Origin of the sequence: Streptomyces apricus, assembly GCF_008369065.1 — a bacterium.
Classification (GTDB): domain Bacteria; phylum Actinomycetota; class Actinomycetes; order Streptomycetales; family Streptomycetaceae; genus Streptomyces; species Streptomyces apricus.
The window spans coordinates 82,170-98,780 of the sequence record NZ_VDFC01000043.1; the positions used below are offsets into that span (position 1 = coordinate 82,170).

General features: G+C 69.2%; 15 protein-coding genes and 1 pseudogene. 8 read left to right on the top strand and 8 right to left on the bottom strand.

The window, feature by feature from the left end; translation table 11 throughout:
* From FGF04_RS18475 to pknB, 6 genes and pseudogenes are all read left to right on the top strand, one after another.
* A pseudogene (locus FGF04_RS18475) lies at positions 1-436 on the top strand (FHA domain-containing protein); the annotation flags it as partial.
* Between the two features lie 10 nt (positions 437-446).
* Complete coding sequence (locus tag FGF04_RS18480) at positions 447-968, top strand: FHA domain-containing protein FhaB/FipA (protein WP_149512437.1); 522 nt, start codon at positions 447-449, stop codon at positions 966-968.
* A 128-nt stretch (positions 969-1,096) separates the two neighbouring features.
* Complete coding sequence (locus tag FGF04_RS18485) at positions 1,097-2,653, top strand: Stp1/IreP family PP2C-type Ser/Thr phosphatase (protein ID WP_188114134.1); 1,557 nt, start codon at positions 1,097-1,099, stop codon at positions 2,651-2,653.
* 26 nt (positions 2,654-2,679) lie between these two features.
* Positions 2,680-4,116, top strand: coding sequence for an FtsW/RodA/SpoVE family cell cycle protein (locus FGF04_RS18490; RefSeq protein WP_149512439.1), 1,437 nt, complete (start codon positions 2,680-2,682; stop codon positions 4,114-4,116).
* Positions 4,113-5,603 carry a peptidoglycan D,D-transpeptidase FtsI family protein gene (locus tag FGF04_RS18495; protein ID WP_149512440.1) on the top strand — a complete coding sequence of 497 codons (1,491 nt, stop codon included), beginning with the start codon at positions 4,113-4,115 and terminating at the stop codon, positions 5,601-5,603. Before FGF04_RS18490 ends, FGF04_RS18495 begins: the two co-directional genes overlap by 4 nt.
* 169 nt (positions 5,604-5,772) lie before the next feature.
* The gene (pknB, locus tag FGF04_RS18505) at positions 5,773-7,782 is read left to right on the top strand and encodes a Stk1 family PASTA domain-containing Ser/Thr kinase (RefSeq protein WP_149512441.1); all 2,010 of its coding nucleotides are present in this window, start codon (positions 5,773-5,775) and stop codon (positions 7,780-7,782) included.
* A 131-nt stretch (positions 7,783-7,913) separates the two neighbouring features.
* Here pknB and FGF04_RS18510 read toward each other — a convergent pair whose 3' ends face one another.
* The 6 genes from FGF04_RS18510 to FGF04_RS18535 form a co-directional block, all read right to left on the bottom strand.
* Positions 7,914-8,654 carry a class E sortase gene (locus FGF04_RS18510; RefSeq protein ID WP_149512442.1) on the bottom strand — a complete coding sequence of 247 codons (741 nt, stop codon included), beginning with the start codon at positions 8,652-8,654 and terminating at the stop codon, positions 7,914-7,916.
* A gap of 70 nt (positions 8,655-8,724) precedes the next feature.
* Positions 8,725-9,936: a class E sortase gene (locus FGF04_RS18515; RefSeq protein WP_408055643.1), complete on the bottom strand. Its 1,212-nt coding sequence runs from the start codon at positions 9,934-9,936 to the stop codon at positions 8,725-8,727.
* Between the two features lie 287 nt (positions 9,937-10,223).
* Positions 10,224-10,862, bottom strand: a complete 639-nt coding sequence (locus FGF04_RS18520) for an aminodeoxychorismate/anthranilate synthase component II (protein ID WP_149512443.1) — start codon at positions 10,860-10,862, stop codon at positions 10,224-10,226.
* Positions 10,859-11,020, bottom strand: coding sequence for a hypothetical protein (locus FGF04_RS18525; protein ID WP_149512444.1), 162 nt, complete (start codon positions 11,018-11,020; stop codon positions 10,859-10,861). Before FGF04_RS18525 ends, FGF04_RS18520 begins: the two co-directional genes overlap by 4 nt.
* Positions 11,021-11,072: 52 nt before the next feature.
* Entirely contained in the window at positions 11,073-11,780 is a 708-nt protein-coding gene (locus FGF04_RS18530) for a class E sortase (RefSeq protein ID WP_149512445.1), read from the bottom strand.
* Between the two features lie 102 nt (positions 11,781-11,882).
* Positions 11,883-12,662 carry a DUF881 domain-containing protein gene (locus FGF04_RS18535; RefSeq protein ID WP_149512446.1) on the bottom strand — a complete coding sequence of 260 codons (780 nt, stop codon included), beginning with the start codon at positions 12,660-12,662 and terminating at the stop codon, positions 11,883-11,885.
* Between the two features lie 140 nt (positions 12,663-12,802).
* Here FGF04_RS18535 and crgA point away from each other — a divergent pair, with 140 nt between their 5' ends.
* Positions 12,803-13,057: a cell division protein CrgA gene (gene crgA / locus FGF04_RS18540; RefSeq protein ID WP_055517312.1), complete on the top strand. Its 255-nt coding sequence runs from the start codon at positions 12,803-12,805 to the stop codon at positions 13,055-13,057.
* Positions 13,058-13,382: 325 nt separating this feature from the next.
* On the opposite strand, the gene FGF04_RS18545 is transcribed toward crgA, so the two are convergent.
* Together FGF04_RS18545 and FGF04_RS18550 are read right to left on the bottom strand one after the other, a co-directional pair.
* Positions 13,383-14,285 (bottom strand): rhomboid family intramembrane serine protease, encoded by a 903-nt coding sequence (locus tag FGF04_RS18545; protein WP_149512447.1) that lies wholly within the window; start codon positions 14,283-14,285, stop codon positions 13,383-13,385.
* A 202-nt stretch (positions 14,286-14,487) separates the two neighbouring features.
* Positions 14,488-15,012: a peptidylprolyl isomerase gene (locus tag FGF04_RS18550; RefSeq protein ID WP_149512448.1), complete on the bottom strand. Its 525-nt coding sequence runs from the start codon at positions 15,010-15,012 to the stop codon at positions 14,488-14,490.
* A 344-nt stretch (positions 15,013-15,356) separates the two neighbouring features.
* On the opposite strand from FGF04_RS18550, the gene FGF04_RS18555 reads away from it, so the two are divergent.
* On the top strand, positions 15,357-16,058 hold the full coding sequence (locus tag FGF04_RS18555; RefSeq protein ID WP_149512449.1) for a DUF5324 family protein: 702 nt from the start codon (positions 15,357-15,359) through the stop codon (positions 16,056-16,058).
* Positions 16,059-16,611 lie beyond the last annotated feature (553 nt).

Sequence of the window (16,611 nt, forward strand, 5' to 3'; positions counted from 1 at the left end):
GCCGTAGCCCCCGGCGGCCGCCCGCGGCCAGGCCGGCGGCTACGGCTACCCGCCCGCGGCCGCTCCCCCCATGCCTTCCGCACCGCCGCCCGGCGGACGTCCGGGCGCGGCGCCCGCGGGCCAGCGGCCCGCCGCGGCCCCGCAGCCGGGCGGCCGCACACGGCACTGGATCGAAGTCAACGGCACCCGCCATCAGATCTCCCGCCCGACGCTCGTGCTGGGCCGCAGCACCGAAGCCGACGTGCGGATCGACGACCCCGGCGTCTCGCGCCGGCACTGCGAGATCCGGACCGGAACGCCCTCGACGATCCAGGATCTCGGGTCCACCAACGGCATCGTGGTGGACGGACAGCACACCACCCGCGCTACGCTCCGCGACGGCTCGCGGATCGTCGTGGGCAGCACCACCATCATTTACCGGCAAGCCGAAGGGTGAAGCGGGGGCAATGTCAGAGCTGACCCTCACGGTCATGCGGCTGGGTTTCCTGGCCGTACTGTGGCTGTTCGTGATCGTGGCCGTGCAGGTCATCCGCAGCGACCTGTTCGGAACGCGCGTCACACAGCGCGGGTCGCGCCGGGAAGCACAGCGTCCGCAGCAGGCCGCGCGCCAGGCCGCGCCGCCGCAGCAGCGCCAGCAGGCGGCGTCGTCCGGCGGCGGCCGCCAGCGCCGCGGCGCTCCCACCAAACTGGTCGTCTCCGAGGGCATCCTCACGGGCACGACCGTTGCCCTCCAGGGGCAGACCATCACGCTGGGCCGCGCACACGACAGCACGATCGTGCTGGACGACGACTACGCGTCCAGCAGACATGCCAGGATCTACCCGGACCGGGACGGCCAGTGGATCGTCGAGGACCTCGGGTCCACCAACGGCACGTATCTCGACCGGACCCGACTGACGACTCCCACGCCGGTTCCGCTGGGCGCGCCGATCCGCATCGGCAAGACCGTCATCGAGCTGCGGAAGTAGTGCTACGTCATGAATGAGCGCGAGCGGAGCGAGCGAGCAGCGGCGGTCCCCACGACGGATCCCGGCGCGCTCCCGACCGGAGGGTGGGCACCGTGCGGATGTACCCGGAGCCGACGGGCGAGGTGCGCATGAGTCTGTCACTGCGCTTCGCCGCCGGATCGCACAAGGGCATGATCCGAGAGGGCAACGAGGACTCCGGTTACGCCGGACCGCGGCTGCTCGCGATCGCCGACGGGATGGGCGGCCAGGCCGCCGGTGAGGTCGCCTCCTCCGAGGTGATCTCCACCATCGTGGCGCTCGACGACGACGTGCCCGGCTCCGACATCCTCACCTCGCTCGGCACGGCCGTGCAGCGCGCCAACGACCAGCTCCGGTTGATGGTCGAGGAGGACCCCCAGCTCGAAGGCATGGGGACCACCCTCACCGCCCTCCTGTGGACGGGCCAGCGCCTCGGCCTCGTGCACGTCGGCGACTCGCGCGCCTACCTGCTGCGCGACGGCGTGCTCACGCAGATCACGCAGGACCACACCTGGGTGCAGCGCCTCGTCGACGAGGGCCGCATCACCGAGGAGGAGGCCACCACCCACCCGCAGAGGTCGCTCCTCATGCGCGCGCTGGGCAGCGGCGACCACGTCGAGCCCGACCTCTCCATCCGCGAGGTGCGGGCCGGCGACCGGTACCTGATCTGCTCCGACGGGCTCTCCGGGGTCGTCTCCCACCAGACGATGGAGGACACCCTCGCCAGCTACCAGGGTCCCCAGGAGACCGTGCAGCAGCTGATCGAGCTCGCGCTGCGCGGCGGCGGCCCCGACAACATCACCGTCATCGTGGCCGACGTCCTCGACATCGACGGCGGCGACACCCTGGCCGGCCAGCTCTCCGACGTGCCCGTCGTGGTGGGCGCGGTCGCCGAGAACCAGCTCCAGTCGCAGGACAACGGCGCCATGCAGACGCCCGCGGGCCGCGCCTCGGGCCTCGGCCGGCAGGTGCCCGGGCAGGGCGGCGGCGAGTTCGGCCCGCCCGGCAGCGGCGACACCACCGGGTACGTGCCCACCGACGGGTTCGCCGGGTACTCCGACGAGGACTTCACCAAGCCGCGCTCCAAGCGCAGGTGGCTGAAGAGATCCTTCTACATCGTGCTCGCGCTCGGCGTCATCGGCGGCGGGCTGTACGGCGGCTACCGCTGGACGCAGACGCAGTACTACGTCGGCGCCAACGACGAGCACGTCGCGCTGTACCGCGGCATCAGCCAGGACCTCGCCTGGGTCTCGCTCTCGAAGGTGGAGAAGGACTACCCCGAGATCGAACTCAAGTACCTGCCGCCCTACCAGCAGAAGCAGGTCAAGGCCACGATCACCGAGGGCGGTCTCAAGGACGCCCGCTCGAAGGTCGAGGAGCTGGAGACGCAGGCGTCCGCGTGCAAGAAGGACGCCGACCGCCGCAAGGCCGAGAGCGAGCAGAACGCGAAGACCGGCGAGGGCGAGGCCGGCGGGATCACGGGAACCACACGGACCTCCGCCGCGTCCAAGGCCACACCGACGCCGACGCCGACGGGAGCTCCGTCCGGCCCGTCGTCCGACCCGTCCTCCGACCCGTCCAAGTCCACGACCGCACCCACTCCCACACCCGGCCCCAGCCTCTCCGACGAAGAGCAGAAGCTGGTCTCGCTGTGCGGTAAGCAGTAAGCAGCCGTGAGGGGCCCTGTCACACGATGAGCAGCACTTCCAACACGCCGACGCACCACACGTCCACGATCGGCTCGATCGGCACACCGAGCCGGCGCAACACCGAGCTGGCACTGCTCGTGTTCGCCGTGGTCATCCCGGTGTTCGCCTACGCCAACGTCGGGCTGGCGATCAATGACTCGGTGCCGCCGGGCCTGCTGAGCTACGGGCTCGGGCTCGGCCTGCTGGCCGGCGTCGGCCATATCGTCGTACGGAAGTTCGCGCCGTACGCGGACCCGCTGATGCTGCCGCTGGCGACGCTGCTCAACGGCATCGGACTCGTCGTCATCTGGCGCCTGGACCAGTCCAAGCGGCTCCAGGCGAGCAGCACGTTCGTCGAGGCGGCCCCCCGCCAGCTGCTGTACTCGGCGCTGGGCGTCGCCCTGTTCGTCGCCGTCCTGGTCTTCCTGAAGGACCACCGCGTCCTGCAGCGCTACACCTACATCTCCATGGTCGGCGCGCTGATCCTGCTGCTGCTGCCCCTGGTCCCGGGCCTCGGCCTGAACGTCTTCGGCGCCCGGATCTGGATCTCGATCGCCGGATTCACCATCCAGCCCGGTGAGTTCGCGAAGATCGTCCTCGCGATCTTCTTCGCCGGCTACCTCATGGTGAAGCGCGACGCGCTCGCCCTGGCCAGCCGTCGCTTCATGGGCATCTACCTGCCGCGCGGCCGCGACCTCGGCCCGATCATCGTGGTCTGGATCATCTCCATCCTGATCCTGGTCTTCGAGACCGACCTCGGTACCTCGCTGCTGTTCTTCGGCATGTTCGTGATCATGTTGTACGTCGCCACCGAGCGGACCAGCTGGATCGTGTTCGGTCTGCTGATGTCCGCGGCCGGCGCCGTCGGCGTGGCCTCCTTCGAGTCGCACGTCCAGCAGCGCGTCCAGGCCTGGCTCGACCCGATGCGCGAGTACGAGCTGAGCCAGCAGGGCGTCATCGGCCACACCGAGCAGTCCATGCAGGCGCTGTGGGCCTTCGGCTCCGGCGGCACCCTCGGCACCGGGCTCGGCCAGGGCAACTCCGACCTCATCGGCTTCGCCGCCAACTCCGACTTCATCCTCGCCACCTTCGGCGAGGAGCTGGGCCTGGCGGGCGTGATGGCGATCCTGCTGATGTACGGCCTGATCGTGGAGCGCGGCGTACGCACCGCCCTCGCCGCCCGCGACCCCTTCGGCAAGCTGCTCGCCATCGGCCTGTCGGGCGCCTTCGCCCTCCAGGTCTTCGTGGTCGCCGGCGGCGTCATGGGCCTGATCCCGCTGACCGGTATGACGATGCCGTTCCTGGCGTACGGCGGTTCCTCCGTCATCGCCAACTGGGCGCTCATCGGCATCCTGCTCCGGATCAGCGACACCGCCCGCCGGCCCGCGCCGGCCCCCGCACCCAACCCCGACGCCGAGATGACCCAGGTGGTCCGACCGTGAACAAGCCCCTGCGCCGGATCGCGATCTTCTGCGGGCTCCTCGTTCTCGCCCTGCTCATCCGCGACAACTGGATCCAGTACGTCCAGGCGGACTCGCTGAAGGACGACACGAAGAACCGCCGCGTCGCCATCGCCCGCTACGCCACACCGCGCGGCGACATCATCGTCGACGGCGAACCGATCACCGGGTCCACCAAGACCAACGGCGACGACTTCAACGACTTCGCCTACAAGCGCACCTACAAGGACGGCGCGATGTGGGCCCCCGTCACGGGCTACGCCTCGCAGGCCTTCGGGGCCACGCAGCTGGAGAGCATCGAGGACGGCATCCTCACCGGCAACGACGACCGGCTCTTCTTCCGCCGCACCCTCGACATGATCACCGGCAAGAAGCAGGCGGGCGGCAATGTCGTCACCACGCTCAGCGCCGCCGCGCAGAAGGCCGCGTACAAGGGTCTGCTGAAGCAGGGCAAGGGCGCCGTCGCCGCGATCGACCCGGAGACCGGCGCGATCCTGGCACTGGCCTCCACCCCCTCGTACGACCCCTCCACGTTCGCCGGGAACTCCACCAAGGTCGACGGCAAGGCCTGGAACAAGCTCCAGAAGAAGAACGACCCCGACAACCCGATGCTCAACCGGGCGCTGCGCGAGATCTACCCGCCCGGGTCCACCTTCAAGGTGGTCACGGCCGCGGCGGCGCTGGAGCACGGCATCGTCGACAGCGCCGATGAGAAAACCGACTCGCCGCTTCCGTACACCCTGCCGGACACCACCACCGAGCTGAAGAACGAGGGGAACATCCCCTGCAAGAACGCGACGCTGCGCGAGGCGCTGCGCGTGTCCTGCAACACCGTCTTCGGCAAGCTCGGCGTCGACGTCGGCAAGGAGGACATGCTGGAGACGGCGAAGAAGTTCGGCTTCAACGAGGAGCAGTTCGTGCCGATCCGCTCCAGCGCCTCCAACTTCCCCGAGAAGATGGACCGTCCGCAGACTGCGCTCAGCTCCATCGGCCAGTTCGAGACCGCCACGACCCCGCTGCAGATGGCGATGGTCGCCTCGGCGGTCGCCAACGACGGCACGCTGATGAAGCCGTACATGGTCGACAAGCTCCAGGCGCCGGGCCTCGACGTCATCGAGCAGACCGACCCCGAGGAGATGAGCGAGCCGCTCTCCGAGAAGAACGCCCAGATCCTCCAGTCGATGATGGAGACGGTCGTCAAGGAGGGCACCGGCACCAACGCCCAGATCAACGAGAGCGGCGTCACCGTCGGCGGCAAGACCGGTACCGCCCAGCGCGGTGTGGAGAACAGCGAGAACCCGTACGCGTGGTTCATCTCGTACGCGAAACTCGACGACGGCAGCTCTCCGGTCGCCGTCGCCGTGGTGGTCGAGGACGAGAGCGCCAACCGTGACGACATCTCCGGCGGTGGTCTGGCCGCTCCGATCGCGAGGGACGTGATGAAGGCAGTGATCGACAGCAAGAAGTGACCCCGCTCACGTCCCCTTCACATCGGTGCACGTTGCGATACCGGTCCTGTATCGGGTGACGGTTGTGGCCAGGTCAGTCAAGGCGGTCCGGGTACGGTATGCCCGGACAGCACACCGCCGGACCACACGTGGTGTGGTCAGGACCGTCGGAAAAGGCTGGTAGGTAGCTATGGAAGAGCCGCGTCGCCTCGGCGGCCGGTACGAGCTGGGCCATGTGCTCGGCCGTGGTGGCATGGCGGAGGTACACCTCGCCCATGACACCCGGCTCGGCCGCACCGTGGCGGTGAAGACGCTGCGGGCGGACCTCGCGCGCGACCCGTCGTTCCAGGCCCGCTTCCGCCGGGAGGCCCAGTCGGCCGCCTCGCTCAACCATCCCGCGATCGTCGCCGTGTACGACACCGGTGAGGACTACATCGAGGGCATCTCCATCCCGTACATCGTGATGGAGTACGTCGACGGGTCCACGCTGCGCGAACTGCTGCACTCCGGGCGCAAGCTGCTGCCCGAGCGCACCCTGGAGATGACCATCGGCATCCTCCAGGCGCTCGAGTACTCGCACCGCGCCGGCATCGTCCACCGCGACATCAAACCGGCGAACGTCATGCTGACGCGCAACGGCCAGGTCAAGGTCATGGACTTCGGCATCGCCCGTGCGATGGGCGACTCCGGCATGACGATGACGCAGACCGCGGCGGTCATAGGGACGGCCCAGTACCTCTCCCCGGAGCAGGCGAAGGGCGAGCCGGTCGACGCCCGCTCCGACCTGTACTCGGCGGGCTGCCTGCTGTACGAACTCCTCACCGTGCGCCCGCCGTTCATCGGGGACTCCCCGGTCGCGGTGGCGTACCAGCACGTGCGCGAGGAGCCGCAGCCGCCGAGCGTCTTCGACCCCGAGATCACGCCCGAGATGGACGCCATCGTCCTGAAGGCGCTCACCAAGGACCCGGACTACCGCTACCAGTCCGCCGACGAGATGCGCGCCGACATCGAGGCCTGCCTCGACGGCCAGCCCGTCGCGGCCACCGCGGCCATGGGCTCGGTGGGCTACGGCGGTTACCCGGACGACCAGCCGACGACGGCCCTGCGCTCCGGTGACGGCCAGCACACCACCATGCTGCCGCCGACCAACCCGGACGACGGCGGCTTCGGCTACGACGACCGCGCGGGCCGGCGGCGCCAGCAGAAGAAGAACAACACCTCGACGATCCTCCTGGTCGTCGCCGGTGTGCTCGTGCTGATCGGCGCGATCCTCATCGGCAAGTGGGCGTTCAGCGGCAACGGCGACTCCGGGGACGATCCGTTCCCGGCGCCCAACTTCGTGAACCAGCCCGTGGCCGAGGCCAAACAGCGGGCGGCCAACCGCGAGCTCGAACTCGTCATCACCGAGAAGCCCTGCGAGACCACGCCCAAGGACAGCGTCTGCGACCAGACGCCGGCCGCGAACACCGAGGTCAAGAAGGGCGACACGATCAGGCTGACGGTGTCGACGGGGGCGCCGAAGGTGGCGGTTCCCAACGTCATCGACGACCCGGTCGAGGACGCCACCAAGAAGCTCACGGGCGACAAGTACAAGTTCGAGGTCAAGACGGAGACCAAGGAGTCCAGCCAGGACCCCGGCACCGTCCTGGACCAGGACCCGTCCTCGGGCGAGGAAGTGGAGAAGGGCTCCACGATCACCCTCACCGTCGCCAAGGAGAAGAAGCAGTCCACCGTGCCGGACGTCGGCGGTCAGAGCTGTGACGAGGCGAAGGCCCGGATGCAGCAGAACGACCTCACCGGCAACTGCACCGAGGTGGAGACCGACGACGAGAACCTGGTCGGCAAGGTCGTCGCGACCTCGCCGCAGGCGGGCTCACCGGTCGACCCCGGCTCCACGGTGACCATCCAGATCGGCAAGGCGAAGAAGGAGGAGCCGCAGCCGGAGAAGTTCGCCATGCCGAAGGTGACCCAGATGACCCTGGGCCAGGCCAAGCAGGTGCTCGCGCAGAGCCAGCTCCAGGTCGGCAACATCAACGGGTCGCAGGACGACAACTCCGTCGTCATCGCCAGCGATCCGGGACAGGGCAACGAGGTGAAGGCCGGGGACAAGGTCAACCTCGTCACGATCGGCGCCGGAGGGAACAACAACGGCGGCGGCGACAACGGCGGCGGCGGATTCCTGGGAGGCGCCGGCGGCTGACGCCCGCCCGCCTTCCACCGGACGACGCGAAAGCCCCGGTCCCCTCTCGGCGAACGAGAGGGGACCGGGGCTTTTCCGGTACCTCCGGGGACCTACGAGCGGGCCAGGCCGCTACGGGGTGGCGGGAAGCCTCAGCGCAGCTCCGCCGGAGGCGTCCGTTCGTCGTCCACCTTCTCCACCCGGTCCAGCTCGCCCCAGACCACGTACCGGTAGCGGGACGTGTAGACCGGCGTGCAGGTCGTCAGCGTGATGTAGCGGCCCGCCTTCGTCCGGCCCGACTCCTTCGGGACGGGCGCCAGCGCCTTGATGTTGTACTTCGACGTCTCGGGAAGCGTCGCGTAGACCTTGTAGACGTACCACTCGTCCTTGGTCTCGAAGACGATCGCGTCGCCCTTCCTGAGCTTGTCGATGTTGTGGAACTTCGCGCCGTGTCCGTCGCGGTGGGCGGCCAGCGAGAAGTTGCCCTTCTCGTCCTGCGGCAGCGCGGACTTGACGGGGTTCGTGTAGTAGCCGGCGATGCCGTTGTTGAGCAGCTTCGTGGAGGTGCCCTTCTTGACCAGCACCTCGCCGTTCTTCATCGCCGGGACGTGCAGGAAGCCGATGCCGTCCTTGGTGTCCAGCCCGACCGGACCGCGGTCCTCGGCCCAGTGGTCGCGCACCTTGTCGCCCTGCTTGTCGGCCTCGCGGTCCGCGATCACGTTCGTCCACCACAGCGAGTAGGCGACGAACAGCCCGAGGACCAGGCCCGCGGTGATGAGGAGTTCGCCCAGGACGCTGACGGCCGTCGCGAAACCGCCTCCGCCGCGGCGCCGTGGCGGGGGCGGGGGCGCCGGCGCGTCCGTCTGCTCTTCGTGGTCGGTCGTCGCTGCCACTGCGTCTTCCCCGTCTGGTGTCTCGACCTGGTGTCCCAGGAGGCTGTTCAGGATGCTGCCGTCCGCGCGCTCAACCGACGAGCGCCTGCGGTTTGCCCTTGTCGCGCGGCCGTTCCTCGACCATCGTGCCCCAGACGATCATCCGGTACTTGCTGGTGAACTCCGGGGTGCACGTGGTGAGGGTGATGTAGCGGCCCGCCGCCTTGAAGCCCGACCCCTTGGGGATCGCGTCCAGGACGGCCGTGTTGCTCGGCGGCGTCACCGGCAGGATCGAGGACATCTTGTAGACGAAGTACTTGTTCTGCGTCTCGACGACGATCGGGTCGCCCGGCTTGAGGCGGTTGATGTACCGGAACGGTTCGCCGTGCGTGTTGCGGTGGCCCGCGAGCCCGAAGTTGCCCTTCTCGGCGTCCGGCATCGCGGTCTTCACGCCCTCCTCGGCGTAGTGGCCGACCATGCCGCGGTCCAGCACCCGCTTCTTGTCGGTGCCCTCGGCTATCGGCACCACCACGTCGAGCTTGGGGATGTGCAGGAGCGCGAAGCCCTGACCGGGCTCGAACGTCCCCGGGTTCCCCTTCCCCTTCGCCCAGTCGTCCTGCAGGCTGCTCGCCTCGCTGTCGGCCTGCGCGTGGGCGCGGATGTTCGTCCAGTACAGCTGGTAGGTCACGAACAGCAGCATCAGTACGCCGGTCGTGATGAAGACCTCGCCTATCGCCCGGCTGGCCATCACGGCCGCTCCGGGCTTGCGCGCCTTGGCCGCGCGCCGGGCCGCCGCGCGCGAGACGGGCGCGGCGGCCGTGTCCGCCGCAGGCTGCCGCCCGTGCGTCTCGCCGGCGTCGCTCCCGCCGTGCTTCCCGTGGCGCTTGGAGGCCTTGCGCCGGGCCGCACGGCCGCCGGGGGCACCAGGGCCCTCCGGCACCGCCCGGGAGCCCGCAGCGGGCGTTGAGGGCCCTTCCGGGCCGGTCCTGGCCCCGAGGTCGGCGATGCGCAGCGCGACCGTCTCCTCGGAGGACGGCGGCGCGGCGGGCTCCGCGGGTGCGGCAGGCGCGTAGGCCGCGTCGTACGACGTGCGCGGCATCTGCGCCTGCCCGTAGGGCTGCTGCGGGTGGGGCCGGGGTTGCGCGTAGGACTGCTCGGGCTGTGCGTAGGACTGCTGGGGCTGCACGTGGGACGGCGGGGACTGCGGCTGCGGTACCGGCTGCGGCTGCGGCTGCGGTGCCGTGTAGGCCGACGCGGTCCGCCCGACGCTCCAGTCGGGGTCGTACGTCTGCGCCGGGGACACCGGGGATGCCGGGGGCGTCTGCGCCGCGTACGCCTGCGGGTCGTACCAGCCCTGCTCGGGCGCCGCGGGCTGCCGCCGGCCCGGCAGGGGGTCGCTGAGCGGGTCGGCCAGCCCGTCCACGGCGGCCCGCATCGCACCGCCCGCCCGGCCGTCGGCGAGCGGATCCGGTTCCGTCCCGAAGGGCGCCGCGCCCCCGTAGGCGCCCGGCGCCTCGAACGCCGCAGCGCCCCCGTACCCGGCGTCCTCGCCGTACGGGGCGGCACTGTCGCGCTCGGGGCGCAGGGCGGTCACGCCGTGACCCTGCCCACCACCGGGGCGAGCCCCACCGACCTGCCGACGGCCTCCTGGTCACCGCACTCGACCAGCCAGTTGGCCAGCATGTGGTGACCGTGCTCGGTCAGCACGGACTCGGGGTGGAACTGCACGCCCTCGACCGGCAGTTCACGGTGCCGCAGACCCATGATGATCCCGTCGTGGGTGCGGGCCGTGACCTCCAGGGCGGGCGGCACGGTCGTCGGCTCGGCGGCCAGCGAGTGGTAGCGGGTGGCGGTGAAGGGGGACGGCAGCCCGGTGAAGACGCCTGCGTCCGTGTGCTCGACCAGCGAGGTCTTGCCGTGCAGCAGCTCGGGCGCGCGGTCCACCACCCCGCCGTACGCCACCTGGATCGACTGCATCCCGAGGCAGACCCCGAAGACGGGGACCCCGGTCGCGGCGCAGTGCCGCACCATCTCGACGCAGACCCCGGCCTGTTCGGGGGTGCCGGGGCCGGGCGACAGCAGCACGCCGTCGAACCCGTCCTGTGCGTGGGCCGTCGTCACCTCGTCGTTGCGCAGCACCTCGCACTCGGCGCCGAGCTGGTAGAGGTACTGGACGAGGTTGAAGACGAAGCTGTCGTAGTTGTCGACGACGAGAATCCGCGCGGTCACTGGTTGTCCACCGTCACATCGTTGAAGGGCAGCAGCGGCTCGGCCCACGGGAAGACGTACTGGAAGAGCACGTAGACCGTCGCGAGGACCAGCACGAGAGAGATCAGTGCCTTGATCCACGTGTTCCCCGGCAGATGCCGCCAGATAAAGCCGTACATGCCGTCCCTTCCGTCGCACCACGGCACCAGACTCACGCCGTACCCACCCAGACTAACGGCGCAGAGCCTTCGGTTTCCCAGCCTCCACGGGCTGGGTTTCGTCAAGGTGCGCCCAGACGATCAGCCGGTGGCTGTGCCCCCATTCGGGGTCGCAGGTGGTCAGCGTCAGATAACGGCCCTCCCGCGTGTACCCGGACTTCTCCGGTACGGGGTCGACGACCGCCGTGTCATCCGGCAGCGTCCGGTAGGGCCGGGTGTCGATGCGGTACGTGAACCAGGACGTTCCGTCGGTCAGCACCACCGGGTCCCCCGGGCGCAGCCGGGGGAAGTCCTTGAACGGGTCCCCGTAGGTCCGGCGGTGCCCGGCGACGGCGAAGTTGCCCGGCTCACCGAGCCGCGCGGTGCTTGCGTAGTGGCCTAAGCCCTTCTTCAGGGTCTTGGTCCTCGTCCCTTCGAGCACGGGTTTGTTCCACGTGAAACCGAGCCGGGGGATGTACATCACGGCGAAGGGCCTGCCGTCCTCGTAGGCGACGGCCTTGGGGGCAGCCGCCCCCGGTCCGCGGGCGGACCCGGGATCGCCCGGGCCGGCGGAGGCGGAGCCCTTCGCCCACTGCTCCTCCAGCTGCGCGATCTGGTCGTCCATCGCGGTGTCGGCCTTCACACCCGTCCAGAACAGCACGTAGACGACGAAGAGCACGATCACGGCGCCGACCGTGATGCACAGCTCGCTGAACGTCCTGACGACCACGCGTACCGACACAACGTCCCCCAGCGGCAGCCGTTCCCCTGCCGCACAGCCTTCTACCCCGACGGCCTGCGCGCCACCGGCTTGCCGGTTCCGCCGCCCGATCTCGTCGGCCGGCTACTCCACGGGCTTCGCGTAGTGGAGGTCGACCGTGCCGGAGTAGCCGGGAAGTGTCGTCGTCCCGTTCTCCTCGACCTTCCAGCCGAGCCCGTAGACGTTGACGTACACCATGTAGTTCTGGATCGCCGGGGACGCCGTGAGGGCCTCCTCCAGCTTCTCCGGGTCCCCGACCGCCTGGATCCTGTACGGGGGCGAGTAGACGCGGCCCTGGAGGATCAGGGTGTTGCCGACGCAGCGGACGGCGCTGGTGGAGATCAGCCGCTGGTCCATGACCTTGATCCCCTTGGCCCCGCCCTGCCACAGGGCGTTGACCACGGCCTGCAGGTCCTGCTGGTGGATGACCAGGTAGTCGGGCTGCGGCTCGGGATAGCCGGGGAGCTTGGCCTTCGCGTTCGGCGGGGCGTCGTCGAGGGTGACGGTCAGGGCCTTGCCCCTGAGCTTCTGCGTGCCGGCGTTCTTCTCCAGGGCGGCAAGCTTGGCCTCCTCCGCCGCGGTGCTGCCGTTGTCCCGTTCGGCGAGGGACTCCACGTCGTCGCGCAGCGATCCGTTGGTCTCGTCGAGCTGCCCGTTCTTGTGGCTGCGTTCCTGGATGAGGTCGGAGAGCTTCAGCAGCGAGGCGTCGGTGCGGATGTTGGTGCCCTTGGCCGTGTCGAAGCTGGTGAAGAAGATCAGTCCGGCCAGGGCGAAGACGCCCACGGTCAACAGCCGTACCGGCTTGAAACGCCGGGCGCGATCGGGGGTGGAACCCGGCTGGGGGGAGTCGGCAGAATTGCTCAACGTACCCTTATCTCCTTCGGCGCCGTGGAAGCACTACGCTAACGGACGCCCGGGGGAGCACTAAGAGTCCCCTTGTACGCTGCCCGGAGCAGCCCACGTTCCCTGCGCGGCCACGCAGCGCATCGACAGGAGAGACCCTCGTGCCGAAGTCACGTATCCGCAAGAAGGCCGACTACACGCCGCCCCCGGCGAAGCAGGCGACCAACATCAAGCTGAACAGCCGCGCCTGGGTCGCCCCGGTCATGCTGGCCATGTTCCTCATCGGCCTGGCCTGGATCGTGGTGTTCTACGTGACGGACGGCTCGCTGCCGATCGACTCGCTGGGCAACTGGAACATCGTGGTCGGCTTCGGTTTCATCGCGGCGGGGTTCGGCGTCTCCACCCAGTGGAAGTAGCGCCTTCTCCACAAGCCTTGGCCCACGGTCTCCACTGAGTTATCCACAGGGATTTCCACACTGGGGAAAAGGTCGGAAGATCTGTGGATAACCCATCGAGGTCAGCGTCGCGTTGACACCGGTACGACAGACGTACCGGAATCCGAAAACTTGTTCGCCCCCTGTCCTACCTGGGGAAACCCAGGTCAGCGACAGGGGGCGTACGCGTCCCTCAACACTGTGCACAGGATCCGCCACGGTCTGTGGACAATGCGGGCTCTTCCTGGCGTCGGGCAACGGCCCACCTGCGTATCCGCAGCCTGTGGAGAAGGCTTCGGCATGCGGCTCAGGTGAGCTGGCCCGTCCTGACGAGCGTCATGACCACCACCGCGAGCAGCACCAGCGCACACGCGCCGTACTGGACGAGCGTCCGTCGCTCCCGGGGCGCGTGGACCATCGCGTATCCGATGAGGACACCGCCGACGAGTCCGCCGATGTGGGCCTCCCAGGCGATGTTGCTCCACCCGAAGGTGAGGATCATGTTGATCACCAGCAGGGCGACGACCGGGCGCATGTCGTAGTTGAGCCGGCGCATCAGGACGGCGGTCGCGCCGAAGAGGCCGAAGATCGCGCCGGAGGCGCCGAGCGAGGGCTGGTTCGGCTCGGCGATCAGGTACGTGAGCGCGCTGCCCGCCAGCCCGGAGATCAGGTACAGGGCGACATAGCGGGCGCGGCCGAGCGCCGCTTCCAGCGGGCCGCCGATCCACCACAGGCTGACCATGTTGAACAGGATGTGGAAGTAGCTGTGGCTGTCGTGCAGGAACATCGCCGTGACCATCCGGTACCACTGGCCCTCGGCGACCCCCTGCACGTCTCCGATGCTCGGTACGAACGCCCGGCCGATCAGGTCGAAGCTGTCGGTGAAGCGGTCGCCCACGCGGAGCTGGACCAGGAAGACGACGAGGTTCAGCCCGACGAGGATCTTCGTGACGAGCCGGGGGTCCGCGGCGATCGTGCCGCCCGCGATGGTGCGGGGCTGTGCGGCGTCGGCCGCGTGACCGGTGCCGGAACCGTCCCGGACGCACTCGGGGCACTGGAAACCGACCGAGGCGCTGATCATGCACTCGGGGCAGATGGGCCGCTCGCACCGGACGCAGCGGATGCCCGTCTCCCGGTCCGGATGCCGGTAGCAGGTGGGCAGAATCGGGGCATCCTGCGGTCCCTGCGGGCTGCCTGGTGCCTGATCCATCGGGTCCCCTCATCCTTCTGTGCACATGGGGTACGCAACGCACCGCCCCGCTCATCCCTACGGACGGGCGGGGCGTTTGGTTCCCTCCGGGAGCCCCGGCACAGGGCCGGAGGCGGGCTCACCGACGGGCTGCGGTCCTCGACCGGCAGGCGCGGTTCTCAGAGACCGGCGGTTCCCGGTCCTCAGCGGGTCCTCACGACCCTCAGCGGGTCTCCACGACGACCGACTGGAGGACGACGTCCTCGACGGGGCGGTGGGTGCGCGGGTTGGTCTGCACCGACGCGATGCCGTCCACGACCTTCTGGCCGGCCCCGGTGACCTCGCCGAAGATGGTGTGCTTGCGGTTCAGCCACGCCGTCGGGGAGACGGTGATGAAGAACTGGGAGCCGTTGGTCCCCGGTCCGGCGTTCGCCATGGCCAGCAGGTACGGCTTGTCGAAGGCCAGGTCCGGGTGGAACTCGTCCTCGAACTCGTAGCCGGGACCGCCGGTGCCGTTGCCCAGCGGGTCGCCGCCCTGGATCATGAAGCCGCTGATCACCCGGTGGAAGACCGTGCCGTCGTAGAGCGGGTCCTTGGACTTGGCACCCGTGGCCGGGTTGGTCCACTCACGCTCACCCGTGGCGAGTTCGACGAAGTTGCGGACCGTTTTGGGTGCGTGGTTCGGCAGGAGCCGCACTTCGATGTCGCCGTGATTGGTCTTCAGGGTGGCGTAGAGCTGCTCGGCCACGATCTGCCTTCCGTCGTCCTCTGTGATGTCCGATCCTCGCACGGACCGCGCCGCCGAACCCCCGTCGGCGCCGCGGGGGCACGCCCGCCGCTTCAGCCGCTTGGCACCAAACAGGCGCGCCGTCCGGGGATCCGTGGCATTGTCGTCGCAAGCTCCCGTTGCACCGTATTGATCGGTTATTGCACCAAGTACGCCCGGAGTCACCATTCATGACCCGGATGCCCGCCCTCGCATGCCCGGAAGCGCCCCGGCAGGCATGATCCGGATAAGGATGGAAAGGCGAACTGTGACTTTCCGGGGGGCGGCCCCCATCCCCCATGTACGCCACCGAGGAGGAGGATCCCGTGACCCGCAAGGACAGCGTGCGCGCGGCGGCCGAGTCGGCGAAGGACAGCGTGCGGCACGCCGCGGAAGTGGTGGCGCCTTACGCCGACACGACAAAGGACCGAGCCACCCACTACGCGCACGAAGCGCGCGTGAAGCTCGCGCCCAAGGTGTTGTCCGCCGCCGAACAGGCCCGCACCCAGTACGACGCACATCTCGCACCGCGCCTCGAACAGGCCCGCACCCATGTGCCGCCGAAGGTCGACCAGGCCGCCCACGAGGCCGCGATCCGCACGCGCAAGGCCGCCCGGCAGGCCGCGGAGTACTCCCGTCCGAAGATCGAGCAGGCCCGCGCCGCGGCCGGACCCGTGCGCGAGGAGGCCGCGGCCCGCAGCACCGCGGCGCTCGCCGCCCTGCGCGGCCAGGTCTCGGCGAAGGAGATCGACAAGCTGGTCCGCAAGCACGAGCGACGGGCCAGGAGCGGCCGTCTCGCCAAGCGACTGGTCGTGCTGGGTCTCCTGGCCGGTGGCGCCTTCGCCGCCTGGAAGTGGTGGGACAAGCAGGCCAACCCCGACTGGCTGGTCGAGCCGCCCGCCGCCACCGAGGTCCCGGAGACCGGCCGGCTGGCCGCGGTCGACGGCAGCGGCCAGGAAGACCTCGACCCCGAGGTCCAGGCCAAGCAGGCCGAGGCGGAGGCAGCGGACCAGCAGGAGCGCGGCTGACGGAAACGGCGCGCCGGGCACGCCTCGCGCACCCGGCGCGGACACCGGACCTGCTGAACGACTGTGGGGCAGGAGGCTCAAAGCCTCCTGCCCCACAGTCGTGTTTCACGTGAAACCGAGGCCGCGCAGGAGCACCTTTCAGGCCTCCGGCCGCGATGACGTTTGCAACCGATCGACTGTGCAACGTTCACACCGGCCCGATTAACGGAGCGCAATACTCTGATTACGTACCTCCGTTCACAGCAGCTCACGCAAGCCTTCACGACTCCTGCATGTCACCGTCATGTCATCTCGGCCGTCCGCCCGGCGGCCGCCCGCCCCGGACATCGACGACTCTTTGCGCAAACAATCGCAAAGATCGCAATGACATTCCTGTGACGCACCTCACCGCACACACGCTTCGCGGCCTCTCGGCGCCCCGAAAAGGTTGTATGACGAAGATTGATGAAGCCACGTCACGTGACAGCGGGCGGTCAATTGCCGGTCTCTCCGCGCCCGTTGAACGGGACGGCTCCGCGCGGGGACGGCTGTGAAAAAACTTGAGGTGAAATTT

What these genes read in the sequence shown, in the direction of transcription:
- FGF04_RS18485 (WP_188114134.1), top strand. Translation starts at nt 1,097, where the DNA reads ATGAGTCTGTCACTGCGCTTCGCCGCCGGATCGCACAAGGGCATGATC.
- FGF04_RS18545 (WP_149512447.1), bottom strand. Translation starts at nt 14,285, where the DNA reads ATGGATCAGGCACCAGGCAGCCCGCAGGGACCGCAGGATGCCCCGATT.
- FGF04_RS18490 (WP_149512439.1), top strand. Translation starts at nt 2,680, where the DNA reads ATGAGCAGCACTTCCAACACGCCGACGCACCACACGTCCACGATCGGC.
- FGF04_RS18480 (WP_149512437.1), top strand. Translation starts at nt 447, where the DNA reads ATGTCAGAGCTGACCCTCACGGTCATGCGGCTGGGTTTCCTGGCCGTA.
- FGF04_RS18525 (WP_149512444.1), bottom strand. Translation starts at nt 11,020, where the DNA reads ATGTACGGCTTTATCTGGCGGCATCTGCCGGGGAACACGTGGATCAAG.
- pknB (WP_149512441.1), top strand. Translation starts at nt 5,773, where the DNA reads ATGGAAGAGCCGCGTCGCCTCGGCGGCCGGTACGAGCTGGGCCATGTG.